Consider the following 15072-nt stretch of genomic DNA (forward strand, 5'->3'; position numbering starts at 1 on the left):
GGATTGGGCAGCAATCTAAGCAAACTCACAAAATACGTTTTAGAGGAAAGGTAATAAAAACTCCGCCACAATGGGCAGATGGTCGCTGAACCCGCCTTTGTACGTGTAGCCCTGATACGTTCGGTACGGTCGTTTGTTGCTTTGTCGCTTGTCGTCGGTCAACAGAAACGACGGCGCGAATATCTGCGCTCCGCCGTCTTTCAGACGCGCTTGCCATGGCAGGCTGACGAGCATCTGATCGAGCTGTGACCATTCTCCGTTATATTTGTGGCTTCCGGCAAAGTTCAGCCTTTCCTTGTCGGCAAAGAGATTCGTCAGTCGGTGTTCAGGTTTGGCGGCGTACGTCATGACGGCAATACTCTCGTCGGCGGGCGTATCGTTGAAGTCGCCCATGACGATGATATGTGTGCGGCGTCTCACGTGATAGAGCGAGTCGCACAGGCGACGCACACACAGCGCCGCATCGATTCGGTCGGACTCCGTCTTCTTCTTGCCGGATGAGCGTGAAGGGAAATGGCATACCAACACATCGAGCGTATCGCCCGTAACCACTTGTCCCCACGCATGCAGGAGGTCGCGCGAACGTTTTCCTTTGCGTGTAAAACGGATGCGTACCGAACGTTGGCCGAGCAATTTGAACCGTTCGTATCGGTAGAGCAAGGCGTTGTTGATGCCGCGCGGGTCGTTCCCCCGGGTGATGCAGTAACGATACCGATGATCCTTCAGAGGCGTACGATGCAGCAGATGGGTGAGCACGGTGTCGTTTTCCACCTCGCAAAGTCCCACGAGTGCGGGCATATCCCATTTACCCACGGCCGTAATGACTTTGGCCGTCTGCCGCAAACGCTCGTGATAACGTTTCGGCGTCCATTTCCGTACCCCGCCGGGCAGGAACTCGTCATCGTTCGTGGCCGGATCGTCTGTCGTGTCGAACAAGTTTTCCACATTATAAAACATCACCTGAAACGACTGCATGCCAATCCGGTTTGTCTGCGACGACGTGCAACCCGGAAGCAGGAAAAGAAAAACGGTTGTTGCGAAGAGTGTCCTGTACATTACGTTCATTTTTGCAGACAAAGATAAGATAAATCGAGAGATTGCTTTCTCCATGCTTCGCGTAAGCAGCGGAAAACACCTATGTAGATGTATAATTGTTAATAGTTGTTTGGCATTGTACCAAAAACATCTATGGCGGCATGTGGGGGCAAGGAAATAAAATGATGCGACGATAAGTAGTCGCAACGTGGCGAAAGCATGCCGGAGCAGTTGGCGAAGGTGTCGCAAGGTGCGAATGTGTTTTTTGTACCTCCGCACACATTGGAGAATTTTTTCCGTAATTTGTCAAGGTTCTGTTTTAAAACATGAAAAAAGTATGTACTTTTGCGCGAAAAATCAGAATCAAAAACATCTATAAGAAACATGGCAAATGTGGTTAAAATCAAAAAAGGCCTGAATATAAACCTCAAAGGCAAGGCGCCGTTGGAGTACGTGCGTGCCGGGGCTGCCGACAGCTATGCGATTGTGCCCGACAATTATGTCGGCATCGTGCCCAAAGTGCTTGTCCGCGTAGGTGATAAGGTCAAGGCCGGTTCGCCGCTGATGATGGACAAAGTCTATCCGGAGATTAAGTTCGTATCACCGGTGAGCGGCGAGGTGACGGCAGTCAACCGCGGCGAAAAGCGCAAAGTGCTGAGCATTATCGTGCGTCCCGATGCACAGAACGAATTCGAAACGTTTGACATCAAAGACCTGACATCGTACGACGCAGAGGGATTGAAAGCCCTTCTGCTCGAAACAGGCATGTGGCCTTACATCAAACAACGTCCGTACGACCGGGTAGCCCTCCCCTCGGATACCCCGCGCGACATCTTCGTCACGGCTTACGATACGGCGCCGCTGGCCGCGGATTTCGATTTTATCGTGCAAGGCGAGGAAGATTTACTCCAAACCGGCTTGCTGGCGCTGACGAAACTCACGCAAGGCACTGTTTACCTCGGTGTGAAACCCGGATCGCCGCTGCGCAGCATGAAGGGTGTCGAAGTGGTAGAGCTCTTCGGACCGCATCCGGCAGGTAACGTCGGAGTGATGATCAACCATCTCAAACCCGTCAATAAAGGCGAAACCGTTTGGACGCTTCGTGCGGCAGACGTGCTGACGATCGGCCGCCTGTTCAAAGAAAAGAAAACCGATTTTACACGTACCATCGCCCTGACTGGCTCGGAGATGAACGAGCGCGGCTATGCCAAAGTCGTTGCCGGATGCCGCATCGGCAGCCTGACGGACGGACGGCTCGCAGACGGACGCGTGCGTGTGATCAGCGGAAACGTGCTGACCGGTACGAAAGTGAAGACCGACGGTTTTCTCGGCGCATACGATACGCAAATCACCGCCATCCCCGAAGGCGACGACGTGAACGAATTCGTAGGATGGGCTATGCCGGGCTTCGGTAAGTTGAGCATGTCGCACAGTTATTTTTCGTGGCTGCTCGGAAGCAAAAAAGAGTATTGCCTCGATGCACGAATCAAAGGCGGCAAGCGCGCCATGATCATGTCGAACGAATACGACAAGGTTTTCCCGATGGATATCTATCCCGAATACCTGCTCAAGGCGATCATCGCTTACGACATCGACAAGATGGAAAATCTCGGCATCTACGAAATCGCACCGGAAGATTTTGCGCTCTGCGAATTTGTGGATACGTCGAAAATCGAGATTCAGAAAATTGTCCGCAACGGACTCGACATGCTTTATAAAGAGATGAACTGATCGAGAGAGTTGATCCGGTCATGTATGGCCGCGGGTTAAACAAACGAACTATTGATATTAATCATAAACAAATAAATTAAAGTGAAAGCGTTAAGGAATTATCTCAACAAGATTAAACCGGCTTTTGAGGAAGGAGGCAAACTGTCGATGTTTCAATCCGTATTCGACGGATTCGAAACGTTCCTGTTTGTCCCCAATGCAACCTCGCGGTCGGGCGTACACATTCACGACAGCATCGACTCGAAACGTACCATGACCGTGGTGGTCATTGCGCTAATACCGGCCTTGCTTTTCGGAATGTATAATGTAGGCTATCAACATAACCTGGCCATCGGAGCCGTACAGGACTTATGGTCTACGTTCCTCTTCGGTTTTCTGGCCGTACTTCCGAAACTCATCGTTTCGTACGTCGTGGGGTTGGGAATCGAATTTGCCGTAGCCCAGTGGAAAAAAGAAGAAATACAGGAAGGGTTTCTCGTTTCGGGGATGCTGATTCCGATGATCGTGCCGATCGACACCCCGCTGTGGATGATTGCCGTGGCCACGGCATTTGCCGTGATCTTCGCCAAGGAAGTGTTTGGCGGGACAGGCTATAACATTTTCAACGTAGCGCTCGTGACGCGCGCGTTCCTCTTCTTTGCCTATCCGGCAGCCATGTCGGGCGACAAGGTGTTCATCCGTACGGCCGATACGTTCGGTCTCGGCGCCGGCACCGTGGTCGACGGCTTTTCGGGCGCCACGCCGCTGGGCATCGCCTCAACGGCCACAAGCTCCACCGGCTATCCCGCGTTCTCGATGGATATGATTACCGGACTGATTCCGGGATCGATCGGCGAAACGAGCGTCATCGCCATCGGACTGGGCGCCATCCTGCTGATATGGACGGGAATCGCAAGCTGGAAAACGATGTTCTCCGTCTTTGCCGGCGGAGCATTGACCGTACTTATGTTCAATGCTTTCGGGATAGAAGGCAATGCCATGGCCAATATGCCGTGGTATGAGCATCTCGCACTGGGAGGCTTCTGCTTCGGCGCCGTATTTATGGCTACCGACCCCGTAACCTCGGCGCGTACGGAAAAAGGCAAATGGATTTACGGATTCCTGATCGGTTTCCTGACCATCTGCATCCGGGTGCTTAACCCCGGATACCCCGAAGGAATGATGCTCGCGATCTTGATGATGAACATCTTCGCGCCGCTGATTGATTACTATGTAGTCGATGCGAACATCAAACGCCGCAACAACCGTGTTAAACAAATCGCTAAATGAAGGAGGAGAAGAGTATGGAACAAGAAAAAAAGAGCGGAGCCAAGTTGAATACGAACAGCAATACGTACACGATGATGTATGCGGCCGTGATGGTCGTTTTCGTCGCACTGCTGCTGGCATTCACCTCGCAGGCCTTGCGTTCGACTCAGAAAGCCAACGAAGCCAACGATAAACGGCAACAGATTCTGCGCGCCGTGAACGTTTCGGTTCCGGCCAACGAGGTCGAAGCCAAATATAACGAACTGATCAAAGAAACATTCCTCGTCAATACCGACGGACAACGTGCCGACGGCGACGCCTTTGGCGAAGAAGTAGAGAAAGCCTTTGCGCGTGGTGTCTATCCGGTCTTCGTCGCCACCGTCGAAGGTCAAACAAAATATATTCTGGCCATGCGCGGCGCAGGGCTCTGGGGACCGGTGTGGGGCTATCTTTCGGTCAACGACGATTGCAACACGGTCTTCGGTGCCGACTTCAGCCACGCCAGCGAAACCCCGGGATTAGGTGCGGAAATCATATCGCATGCTTTTTCGGGACAGTTTGCCGGGAAACAACTCTTCCGCGACGGAGTATTCAAATCGATTGCCGTCGTGAAAAGCGGAAACAAGGCCGAAGGACAGGATTATGTTGACGGGATTTCGGGCGGAACGATCACGAGTAACGGCGTCGACGCTATGCTTCGCACAAGCATCGGGCAGTATGCCAATTTTTTAACGACACAAAAACAGTAAGCTATGGGATTATCAACAAAAAATAAAGAGATTTTATTCAATCCGGTAAGCAAAGACAATCCGGTAATCGTGCAGATGCTGGGTGTCTGCTCCGCTCTGGCGGTGACGGTGAAGCTGCAACCGGCCATCGTCATGACGCTCTCGGTAATCGCCGTGGTGGCTTTTGCAAATGTGATTATTTCGTTGCTGCGTAAAACGATTCCGAACCGGATCCGTATCATCATCCAGCTCGTGGTGGTGGCGGCTCTGGTGACAATCGTCAACGAAGTGCTGAAAGCCTTTGCCTACGATGTGAGCAAGCAGCTCTCCGTTTATGTGGGACTGATTATTACAAACTGTATCCTGATGGGACGCCTCGAAGCGTTCGCGCTCGGTAACCGTCCGTGGGAATCGTTCCTCGACGGCGTCGGAAACGGCGTCGGCTACGGGGTTATCCTCATTGTGGTGGCCTTCTTCCGCGAATTGTTCGGATCGGGTACCCTACTCGGTTATCAGGTGATTCCGCAAGCCTTCTACGACATGGGATACGTGAACAACGGCTTGATGATTATGCCGCCGACGGCGCTTATTCTCTGTGCGCTGATGATCTGGATTCACCGCTCGCGTAACAAAGATTTGCAGGAAGAAAATTAACTTTTGAAACAACGTAATAAGTTATGGAAAATATATTAAGTACCTTTATCCGTTCGATTTTTGTCGATAACATGGTCTTCGCATACTATCTCGGTATGTGTTCGTACCTTGCGGTGTCGAAAAATGTGAAAACGGCACTGGGATTAGGACTGGCGGTTACGTTTGTACTCGTCTGCACCCTGCCCATCAACTATATGCTCGAGAATTACGTATTGAAAGAAGGCGCGTTGAGCTGGCTCGGCGAAGGTTTTCAGGATGTAAACTTGAGCTTCCTCTCGTTTATCCTCTTTATCGCGGTGATTGCCTCGTTTGTGCAACTCGTCGAAATGATTGTCGAGAAATATGCTCCTTCCCTCTATGCTTCGCTGGGTATCTTCCTGCCGCTGATTGCCGTGAACTGTGCCATCATGGGTGGCTCGCTGTTCATGCAACAACGTGCGTTCGATAATGTCGGCGTGGCTACGGTCTATGGTTTCGGGTCGGGTATCGGCTGGTTGCTGGCTATCGTCGGTATGGCGGCTATCCGTGAGAAGCTGGCCTATTCGGATGTGCCGAAGCCTCTTCGCGGCTTAGGGATCACATTTATCCTGACCGGACTGATGGGAATCGCTTTCATGTGCTTCTCGGGATTCAAAATTTGAGTATTAACGCATAAACAATATAAAAAATGGTTTTATTGGAAATCTCGGGGCTGACCATCGGAGCCAGTGTGATCGTCTTTCTGATTATCGTCCTGCTGCTGGTCATCCTGCTGTTGGCTGCGAAAGCCAAGCTTGTACCGTCGGGCAATGTGAAGATGACGGTAAACGGAGAAAAAGAAATCGAAACGCCGATCGGCGGTACGTTGCTCGGCGCGTTGCAGAGCGGAAATATCTTCCTTTCGTCGGCATGCGGCGGCGGTGGCAAATGTGGCCAGTGCCGTGCACAGGTGCCTGAAGGAGGAGGAGATATTTTGCCGACGGAAAAAGTCTTTTTCACCCGTAAACAAATCAAGGATCATTGGCGTCTGGCGTGTCAGACAAAAGTGAAAAACGACATGACGGTTCAGGTACCCGACGAAGTGTTCGGTGTGAAAGAATATGAATGTACCGTTGTTTCGAACAAAAACGTGGCTACGTTTATCAAGGAGTTTATCGTCGCGCTCCCTCCGGGCGAACACATGGACTTCATCCCGGGCTCGTATGCACAGATCAATATCCCGAAATATTCGATGGACTACAACGTAGACATTGACAAAGAGTCGATCGGCGCGGAATATCTGCCGGCATGGGAGCAGTTCGGTCTGTTCACGCTTAAATGCCGCAACGACGAACCGACGATCCGCGCCTACTCGATGGCCAACTATCCGGCCGAAGGCGATCGCTTTATGTTGACGGTGCGTATTGCTACACCGCCGTTCAAGCCGAAACCGCAGGTCGGATTCCAGAATGTGCCGTCGGGTATCGCATCATCCTATATTTTTATGCTCAAACCGGGCGACAAAGTGACGATGAGTGGTCCTTACGGCGATTTCCACCCGAATCTCAACTCGAAGAACGAGATGATCTGGGTGGGTGGTGGCGCCGGTATGGCTCCGCTTCGTTCGCAGATTATGTATATGACGAAAACGTTGCATACGAGAGACCGGAAGATGTCTTACTTCTACGGCGCCCGCGCGTTGAACGAAGTATTCTATCTGGAAGACTTCCTCGCCATCGAGAAAGAATACCCGAACTTCTCGTTCCATCTGGCGCTCGACCGCCCCGATCCCGCAGCCGATGCGGCCGGAGTGAAATATACCGCCGGATTCGTGCATAACGTAATGTACGAAACGTATCTGAAAGATCACGAAGCGCCCGAAGATATCGAATATTATATGTGTGGTCCCGGTCCGATGTCGAAAGCCGTCGAAGGATTGCTCGACAGTCTCGGCGTACCGCCCGAGAACCTGAGATTCGATAATTTCGGCGGATAATTTGCCGATTCAAAAAGAATCGTATAAAAAAATGCGGAGGACTCGAAAGTCTCCCGCATTTTTTATATCCGTTTGTATGATGCTGCTTCTTCGGTCAATCAATCGAGCAAGTCGCGGAATTTGTTAAATATCCGGTCTTTGATCGACGGTGAAGGCTGGAAATTCTCCGCGTTCGCCAATTCTTTGATTTTGCTTTTCTCCGTTTCCGTAAGCTTTTCGGGAATATAGACGCTTATGTTGATCAACAAGTCGCCTGTTCCGTAACTGTTGACGGAAGGCAAGCCTTTGTTTCGCAGGCGAAGCACCTTGCCCGGTTGTGTGCCCGGTTCGATTTTCACTTTTACTCGTCCGTCGACCGTCGGCACTTCGACCGAATCGCCCAAAGCGGCTTGTGGAACGGTCAGCAGAAGGTTATATACCAGATCGTTCTCGTCGCGAATCAGTTCCGGATGACGTTCCTCTTCGATGACCACCAGCAAATCGCCGTTTATTCCGCCCCGTCGCGCGGCGTTTCCTTTGCCGCTCATCGACAGTTGCATGCCTTCACCGACTCCCGCCGGGATATTCAGCGTAATGACTTCTTCGGCACGCGTAACTCCTTCGCCGTTACAATGCGCACATTTACGCGTAATCGTTTCACCTGTGCCTCCGCAAGTCGGACACGTCGATTGGGTCTGCATCTGACCGAGGAACGTATTTGCCACCCTCGTGACGAAGCCGTTGCCATGGCACGTCGAGCAGGACGAGATCGCCTGACTGTCGGCCGCGCCATTGCCATGACAGTGTGAGCAGGGCGCATACTTCTTGACTTTGATTTTCTTTTCTACCCCGGTCGCAATCTCTTTCAGGGTCAGTTTGACCCTTACACGCAAGTCAGAGCCGCGCTGTACGGTACGTGAACGAGACGACGAACCAAATCCGCCGAACCCGCCGAAATGTCCGCCGAACAGATCGCCGAATTGCGAGAAGATGTCTTCCATCGACATCCCGCCGCCTCCGAATCCGCCACTTGCCGCCGAACTGCCTACGCCGGCATGTCCGAACCGGTCGTAACGCTGGCGCTTCTCTTCATTGCTCAATACGTCGTATGCTTCGGCCGCTTCCTTAAATTTCTCTTCAGCGTCTTTGTCGCCCGGATTGCGATCGGGATGAAACTGAATCGCTTTCTGCCGGTATGCTTTCTTGATCTCGTCGGCCGTAGCATTTTTACTTACGCCCAGAACCTCGTAATAGTCTCGTTTAGCCACTTTCTTTCTTCTTTATGTCTGCCCTTATTATTCTCCGACCACGACTTTAGCGTGCCGGATGACTTTATCATATAATGTATATCCCCGCTGTACGCAATCCACGATCTTTCCTTTCAACGTTTCTTCGGGAGCCGGAATCGTAGCAACGGCTTCGAACAGTTCGGTATCGAATGGCTGTCCGACGGCTTCGATCGGTTTCACGCCCTGCTGAGCCAGATACGCCATGAACTTGTTGTAGATCAGTTCTACTCCTTCGGCAACGGCGGCACTGACATCTTCCGTTTTTCTCACGGTCTCGAGCGCCCGCTCGAAGTCGTCGATGACAGGGAGCAGACCGGTCAATGCCGTTTCGCCTCCCATCTTGATCAGGTCGGCTTTTTCGCGTAACGTACGTTTGCGGTAATTATCGAATTCTGCTCTCAAACGCAGGTGGGAATCATTCAGTTCGTTATATTTTACTTCAAAATCAGTCGACTCGTTTTCTTTGGAGGCTTCTCCGGCAGGCGTAGCGCCATTCGCATCCGTCACATTGTCAGTCACACGGTCTTTTTCTGACGTATTTGCAGTCACGTCCTGCTCTTTTGTCACCTCCGAACCGTTCTCACTTTGCATTTTTTCTGCATGTGTTTGCTTATTCATTTCCACTATATTTAGTTTATATCTATTGAATTACACTCTTTATTACCATGCTGAAGCTTCGATGACACCCTGTGCCATCGTGCTGCCTGTATGGCTTTTATCCTTAAATATTATCAAATATATTGCCAACTTCTTCGTTTGAAAAAAAATATCTTTACCTTTGTGCAATTAAAAAAAACAGTGACAAACACTGTGAATACATATTCAACACATTATGCTTATGAAGAAGTTTTATTGTTTGGCTCTTTTTGCATGTCATTTCCTCGTCTCTCCGGCACAGGACGATGTAAGCTGTCGTTTGGGATTCAGTTACGAATTTAGCAGTAACAAAAATTGGGGAAAAGACAAGCCGGTCATCATGAAAGTCTATCCCAATTCACCTGCCGAAAAGGCAGGTCTGAAACAGAACGATATTATCGAAGGCATCAACGGAATGCGGATCGATGAGATTACGCTCGATGATGTGGATTCGTTGATTACGGATATCGATACCCGCGAAATCAGGTTAGTGATTCGTAACTTTGCGAATCAGGCACGCCGTGTAACCCTCGAAAAAGAATGTTACTCGACCACCGCCTTAGGAGAAGAACAATTGGCAACGGCTTTTTCGATGTACAGTGTCGAACATACGCACGACCGTCTGTTTGTCTGTCCGTTCACGACCAAAACGACGGATGACGCGGTTGACTTTTCGCAATTTAAGACGTTTCATTTTACGGATGTAGAAGATCATACGATCTCGAAAATCGAATCGACGATTAACGAAACACTGAAAACGGAACTGACGAAAAAAGGATTGCAACAGAACGCGCTCAATCCGGACTTTCTGATTCACACGTATTATACGTTCGACAAAAATCCGAACTTCAAAAAGAAAAGCAAGGAGACGGAGGAGCAGGCTCCCGTATTCCGCTACGATATTACACGTGACAAAGTGACCCAGTTTCCTTTTTACAATGCGAATACGCCTGAGTCGGAAGCCGAATATGTATTGCAACTCGGTATTCGTTTCATCGACCAGCGCCACATCCCGGGGCGTGTGCTGTGGGAGTGCGAGGCGAACGAGCTGATGAGCAGTCCCTACGCGATCGAAGAATATGCCGCGATTCATATCCCGCTGATGAGCATGCAGTTCCCGTACGTGAAATATCAGCGTAACGCGCAATTTATTCTGACGAAGAAGAATTACAATTACACCGGTATCCGTTACAGCATCTATCAGTTGAACCGCGTGGTCGATGTCGATTACGGTTCTCCGGCCTCGAAAGCCGGTATCCAAAAAGGCGACCTCATCGACCGGATCGAGGGGAAGCGGATGGACCATACGGCCGACGAATTTACGGCGGCTTACCGGCAATTTATCACGAATACGCTGAAATACCGAGACAGCGGTACGCGCTTTACGAATGCCAACGGTTTCCCGAACTGTATGTTCTGGGATAAATTCAAATATACGCAGATCGCGAAAGCATTCGGAAACGACAAGAATATGACGGCCTTCTCTTACTTGTATTATTTTGCGCCGTACGTGAACCCCTCCGGCACGAATGTATGCACGTTCCAGCTGCGTCGTGGCACGGAGAAGCTCGAATATACGATCCGTCCCGAGTTTCATTCGGAAAAGACCATCGAGCTGAACTGATTCACTGAACAGCTGAGGGATTCGTGACCTATCCGGAGAATTTTGAACATAAGCTCGGTTTCGATAAGATTCGCGGGCTGATCGGTGCGCAGTGTCTAAGTCCGTTAGGCAAAGAGCTGGCGGAAGAGATTCGGTTTTCGGCCGACATAAAAACCGTATCGGAGCGACTTGAGCAAACCGACGAATTTGTCCGCATCTTACAGGGAGAACGCCCGTTCCCCGCGAATTACTTCATCGACGTACGCCGGGCATTGAACCGTATTCGACCCGAAGGAACGTTTATCGACGAAGCGGAGCTGTTCGACCTGAAACGCTCGCTGCAAACGATTGGTGACATCACCGCCTTTTTTAAACCGGCAGCTGACGACGAGGAAATCAACTATCCTGCATTAGCGGCGTTGGCGGCCGACGTTCCGGTTTTCCCCGCCCTTATCCGGCAGATCGACGGTATGCTCGACCGGTACGGACAGATGAAAGACAGCGCTTCGGCGGAGCTTGCCCGTATACGTCGGGAGAAGATCGCCACGACGGGCAGCATCTCGCGTAACCTGCAATCGATTCTACGCTCGGCACAGTCGGAAGGGCTGGTCGATAAGGACGTGGCGCCCACCATGCGCGACGGACGATTGGTGATCCCTGTGGCGCCGGCTTTCAAGCGGAGGATCCGGGGCATCGTACACGACGAATCGGCAACGGGAAAGACGGTTTTCATCGAGCCGGAAGCGATCGTGGAAGCGAACAACCGCATCCGCGAGTTAGAGAGTGAAGAACGTCGCGAGATCGTACGGATTTTAACGGAATTTACGGATCTTATGCGGCCGCAAATACCGGCCATGTTGCAATCGTACGCTTTTCTGGCTACAATGGATTTTATTCGCGCCAAAGCGATTTTCGCCGGACAGATTCAGGCCATCAAGCCGACGCTGACCGGCCGGCCGTTACTCGACTGGCGCGACGCCGTGCATCCGTTGCTTTTCCTTTCGCACCGCCGACAGGGCAAACCCGTTGTCCCGCTCGACATTGCGCTGGACCAAACAGGGCGTCTGCTGATCATTTCCGGCCCTAACGCCGGCGGTAAATCCGTCTGCCTGAAAACGGTCGGACTGCTCCAATACATGCTTCAATGCGGTATCTTGATTCCGCTTCACGAACAGTCGAAGGCAGGTATCTTCGAGCGTCTGTTTATCGATATCGGCGACGAGCAGAGCATCGAGAACGACCTGAGCACCTACAGCTCACACTTGACGAACATGAAATACTTCGTTCGGCACGGTAACAACCGTACGCTGCTGCTTATCGACGAGTTCGGCAGCGGCACGGAACCGCTCATGGGCGGAGCGCTGGCCGAGGCCTTGCTCGAACGTTTCAATCGAAAGGAGATGTTCGGTATCGTCACGACGCATTATCAGAACCTCAAGCAGTATGCCGAAGACCATGCCGGCGTGCTCAACGGTGCGATGCTCTACGATCGTCATCTGATGCAGCCGCTTTTCAAGCTCTCGATCGGTCATCCCGGCAGCTCGTTTGCCGTCGAGATTGCCCGTAAAATCGGATTACCCGAAGATGTGATTGCCGAAGCGTCGGAAAAGGTGGGAAGCGACTACATTGATATGGATAAGTATCTGCAGGACATTGTGCGTGACAAACGATACTGGGAAAATAAACGCCAGCATATCCGCCAGCAGGAGAAACGCCTCGAAGAACTGACGGCACGTTACGAGAAAGACCTTGACGCCGTAAACCGTCAACGCAAAGAAATCGTACAGACGGCTAAAAACGAGGCGCAGCAAATCATCCGCGAAGCCAACGCGAAGATCGAACAGACGATCCGCGAAATCAAAGAAGCGCAGGCCGAGAAGGAACGCACACGCATCGCCCGTCAGGCATTGAGCGAATTTAAGGAAACGGTGCATCAAACGCAGGAAGATGATGCACGCATTGCCCGGAAGATGGAGAAATTGCGCGAGCGGCAGGCACGTCGCAAACAACCGAAAACCGTCACCGAGGCGAAAGTAACGCCGGTAGCGGAAGAAAAAAAACTGGCGGTAGGCGATACCGTCCGTCTGAAAGGGCAGACGACCACAGGCTCCGTCATCGAGTTACAAGGGAAGCAAGCCGTCGTAGCCTTCGGAATGATTAAGAGTACGGTAAAAACCGATCAGCTCGAACAAGTCAGCCGTAGCCAACTGAAAAAAGAAGTACGCAATCACACGTTTGTCAGTGCGCAAACGGCCGACGCAATGCATGAAAAAAAGCTACACTTCAAGCAGGAGATCGACGTACGGGGCATGCGCGGCGACGAAGCCTTGCAGGCCGTTACGTATTTTGTCGACGATGCCATCCAGATCGGTGTCTCACGCGTCCGTATTCTGCATGGCACCGGCAACGGCATTCTTCGCCAACTTATCCGCCAATACCTCTCGACCGTATCCGGCGTCCAACGTTTTCAGGACGAACATGTGCAGTTCGGAGGTGCCGGAATTACCGTTATTGATTTGGAATAAAGCTCTTTACTCTTCACTGTAAAAAGTAAAGGAATGGCCTGTCTACCCTACCGGTTCGTCCGGTAGCCTAATGTCGATTCATTCGACAGCCTAATGTCGATTCGGCTTTATACGGAACCGAAGTATTTCATGAATTGTGTACGTTCGTACATCGATGCGTTGGGGGCATTCGAGAAACTCAAGCGTCCTTTGAATTCGTCGATCGACTGATATTTTTGCTGCGCCATCCATTCCTCGAGGCAGGTAAGCATTTGTGTTACGATCTCCGTGCCGTTTTTGTAGACGGTAGTGCATAGTTGCACGGCCGACGCTCCGGCGAGGATACATTTGATGACATCTTTCCACTCATGCACACCGGTCGATGCCGCCAGCGAAATTTCCGGAAGAATGCCTGAGACAAGTCCTGTCCAGCGGAGTGTGTCGCTCAGATCGGAATGACTGCTGAACACCTGTCCGGACGTGATCTGACATGAATGGATATCGATATCGGGCTGATAGTAACGGTTAAACAGTACAACTCCGTCGGCACCGTGTCCTTTCAGCAAATTCACCACTGCGGGAATGTTGCTGAAACCTTTTCCGATCTTCATAATCACCGGAATAGAGATTTGTTTCTTCACCTGCTTCAGGATAGAGGTGTAAACATCAACCACTTCCTGTCCTGTGGTGTGCAAGTCGGTGCAGAAATAAAACACGTTCAGTTCCAACGCATCGGCTCCGGCGGCCTCGATCTGACGGGCAAAATCCACCCACGTATCGGCCTTGTAGCAATTCACACTGGCAATGATCGGAATGGTGCATTGTGCCTTCGTTTCACGAATCAGGGTCAAGTATTCTTCACTCTGATTGGCTTTGACATAGTGACGCACGTAATCGGCCGCTTCCGGATAGTCGTCCGCCCCTTGCATCAATACGTCGCTTTGCGCTTCGATCTGTTCTTCAAACATGGATTTGAGCACTATCGCTCCGGCGCCTGCCTCTTCGAAAGCTTTGTTTCGTTCCACCTTGCTCGTAAGTCCCGAACTTCCTATAATCAGCGGGTTTCTCAACGTCAGCCCCGCGTATTTCGTTTCTGTATGGATCATATTCATTTCTTTTTCTCGAACGACAAAATTAAATATTTTTTTGATACTTCCCCTATTTCACTTGTAAAATGACGCAATGTAGTTTCAACTGGCGAATGCAACTTTTTGGTTCAAATTTAAGAAAAAGATTTCTTTTGGAGAATAGAAGTTGAGTTTATATCTTGGTTTTTCATTGATTATATGTTATATATTGTTGATTATGTTTCTGTTAGCTTTATTGAAGTTTGATTTCTTAGGAATGTACAGTCTAATTAGTTTGTTTATGTTTCCCCCCCCCAAAAAAAAAATACGTATTAAAATCTAAAAAAGAGATACCGCATTCTTTTTTTACAACGCTCCGCCGCGTTTTACGTTAGACTGAACCCACGCCCCTGTTCGAGCGTTATATTTTTATCGTCGATATGCTGTGGTGGGGACATGGCTCGTTCGAAGTAATACGATATGGCGCCTGGTGGTTCGGAACCTGACGACGGGTAGTTCGGAACGTACCGGAAGGACGTTCCGAACGTATCGGCAGGTAGTTGAGAACGTATGGGAGAGTGGTTCGGAACCACTCATGAATATGTTCCGAAGCAGGTGTCGGGTAGTTCGGGAACGTACCCGGA

General features: G+C 50.8%; 13 protein-coding genes. 8 read left to right on the forward strand and 5 right to left on the reverse strand.

All coding sequences use genetic code 11. From position 1 onward, the window contains the following. Positions 1 to 39 precede the first annotated feature (39 nt). Positions 40 to 1056, reverse strand: coding sequence for an endonuclease (locus Q4A89_RS09895; protein WP_303185248.1), 1017 nt, complete (start codon positions 1054 to 1056; stop codon positions 40 to 42). 363 nt (positions 1057 to 1419) lie between these two features. On the opposite strand from Q4A89_RS09895, the gene Q4A89_RS09900 reads away from it, so the two are divergent. The 6 genes from Q4A89_RS09900 to nqrF all read left to right on the forward strand — a co-directional run bounded on the left by Q4A89_RS09900 (position 1420) and on the right by nqrF (position 7350). Further along, a complete protein-coding gene (locus Q4A89_RS09900; RefSeq protein WP_303185249.1) occupies positions 1420 to 2766 on the forward strand; it encodes a Na(+)-translocating NADH-quinone reductase subunit A in 1347 nt (448 codons plus the stop codon). A gap of 81 nt (positions 2767 to 2847) precedes the next feature. Continuing rightward, a complete protein-coding gene (locus Q4A89_RS09905) occupies positions 2848 to 4035 on the forward strand; it encodes an NADH:ubiquinone reductase (Na(+)-transporting) subunit B (protein WP_303185251.1) in 1188 nt (395 codons plus the stop codon). 44 nt (positions 4036 to 4079) lie between these two features. Next, positions 4080 to 4763: an NADH:ubiquinone reductase (Na(+)-transporting) subunit C gene (gene nqrC / locus Q4A89_RS09910; protein WP_303185264.1), complete on the forward strand. Its 684-nt coding sequence runs from the start codon at positions 4080 to 4082 to the stop codon at positions 4761 to 4763. Between the two features lie 3 nt (positions 4764 to 4766). Beyond that, the gene (locus tag Q4A89_RS09915) at positions 4767 to 5396 is read left to right on the forward strand and encodes an NADH:ubiquinone reductase (Na(+)-transporting) subunit D (RefSeq protein WP_303185253.1); all 630 of its coding nucleotides are present in this window, start codon (positions 4767 to 4769) and stop codon (positions 5394 to 5396) included. A gap of 23 nt (positions 5397 to 5419) precedes the next feature. Continuing rightward, the gene (nqrE, locus tag Q4A89_RS09920; RefSeq protein ID WP_124750981.1) at positions 5420 to 6037 is read left to right on the forward strand and encodes an NADH:ubiquinone reductase (Na(+)-transporting) subunit E; all 618 of its coding nucleotides are present in this window, start codon (positions 5420 to 5422) and stop codon (positions 6035 to 6037) included. Between the two features lie 26 nt (positions 6038 to 6063). Then, on the forward strand, positions 6064 to 7350 hold the full coding sequence (gene nqrF / locus Q4A89_RS09925; protein ID WP_124750980.1) for an NADH:ubiquinone reductase (Na(+)-transporting) subunit F: 1287 nt from the start codon (positions 6064 to 6066) through the stop codon (positions 7348 to 7350). 98 nt (positions 7351 to 7448) lie between these two features. Here the strand turns inward: nqrF and dnaJ are convergent, their stop codons facing one another. Together dnaJ and Q4A89_RS09935 are read right to left on the reverse strand one after the other, a co-directional pair. Continuing rightward, positions 7449 to 8597 carry a molecular chaperone DnaJ gene (gene dnaJ / locus Q4A89_RS09930; protein WP_303185255.1) on the reverse strand — a complete coding sequence of 383 codons (1149 nt, stop codon included), beginning with the start codon at positions 8595 to 8597 and terminating at the stop codon, positions 7449 to 7451. Positions 8598 to 8624: 27 nt separating this feature from the next. Continuing rightward, a complete protein-coding gene (locus Q4A89_RS09935) occupies positions 8625 to 9236 on the reverse strand; it encodes a nucleotide exchange factor GrpE (protein ID WP_303185256.1) in 612 nt (203 codons plus the stop codon). Positions 9237 to 9456: 220 nt separating this feature from the next. Between Q4A89_RS09935 and Q4A89_RS09940 the strand changes: the two genes are divergently transcribed. Together Q4A89_RS09940 and Q4A89_RS09945 are read left to right on the forward strand one after the other, a co-directional pair. Then, positions 9457 to 10878: a PDZ domain-containing protein gene (locus Q4A89_RS09940; protein WP_303185257.1), complete on the forward strand. Its 1422-nt coding sequence runs from the start codon at positions 9457 to 9459 to the stop codon at positions 10876 to 10878. A gap of 23 nt (positions 10879 to 10901) precedes the next feature. Continuing rightward, complete coding sequence (locus tag Q4A89_RS09945) at positions 10902 to 13382, forward strand: endonuclease MutS2 (protein WP_303185258.1); 2481 nt, start codon at positions 10902 to 10904, stop codon at positions 13380 to 13382. A gap of 107 nt (positions 13383 to 13489) precedes the next feature. On the opposite strand, the gene Q4A89_RS09950 is transcribed toward Q4A89_RS09945, so the two are convergent. Further along, entirely contained in the window at positions 13490 to 14467 is a 978-nt protein-coding gene (locus tag Q4A89_RS09950) for a dihydroorotate dehydrogenase-like protein (protein WP_303185260.1), read from the reverse strand. Positions 14468 to 14849: 382 nt separating this feature from the next. Continuing rightward, on the reverse strand, positions 14850 to 15072 hold a 223-nt coding region (locus Q4A89_RS09955; protein ID WP_303185262.1), incomplete at its 5' end, for a hypothetical protein.

Origin of the sequence: Tannerella sp., assembly GCF_030528505.1 — a bacterium.
Classification (GTDB): Bacteria; Bacteroidota; Bacteroidia; order Bacteroidales; family Tannerellaceae; genus Tannerella.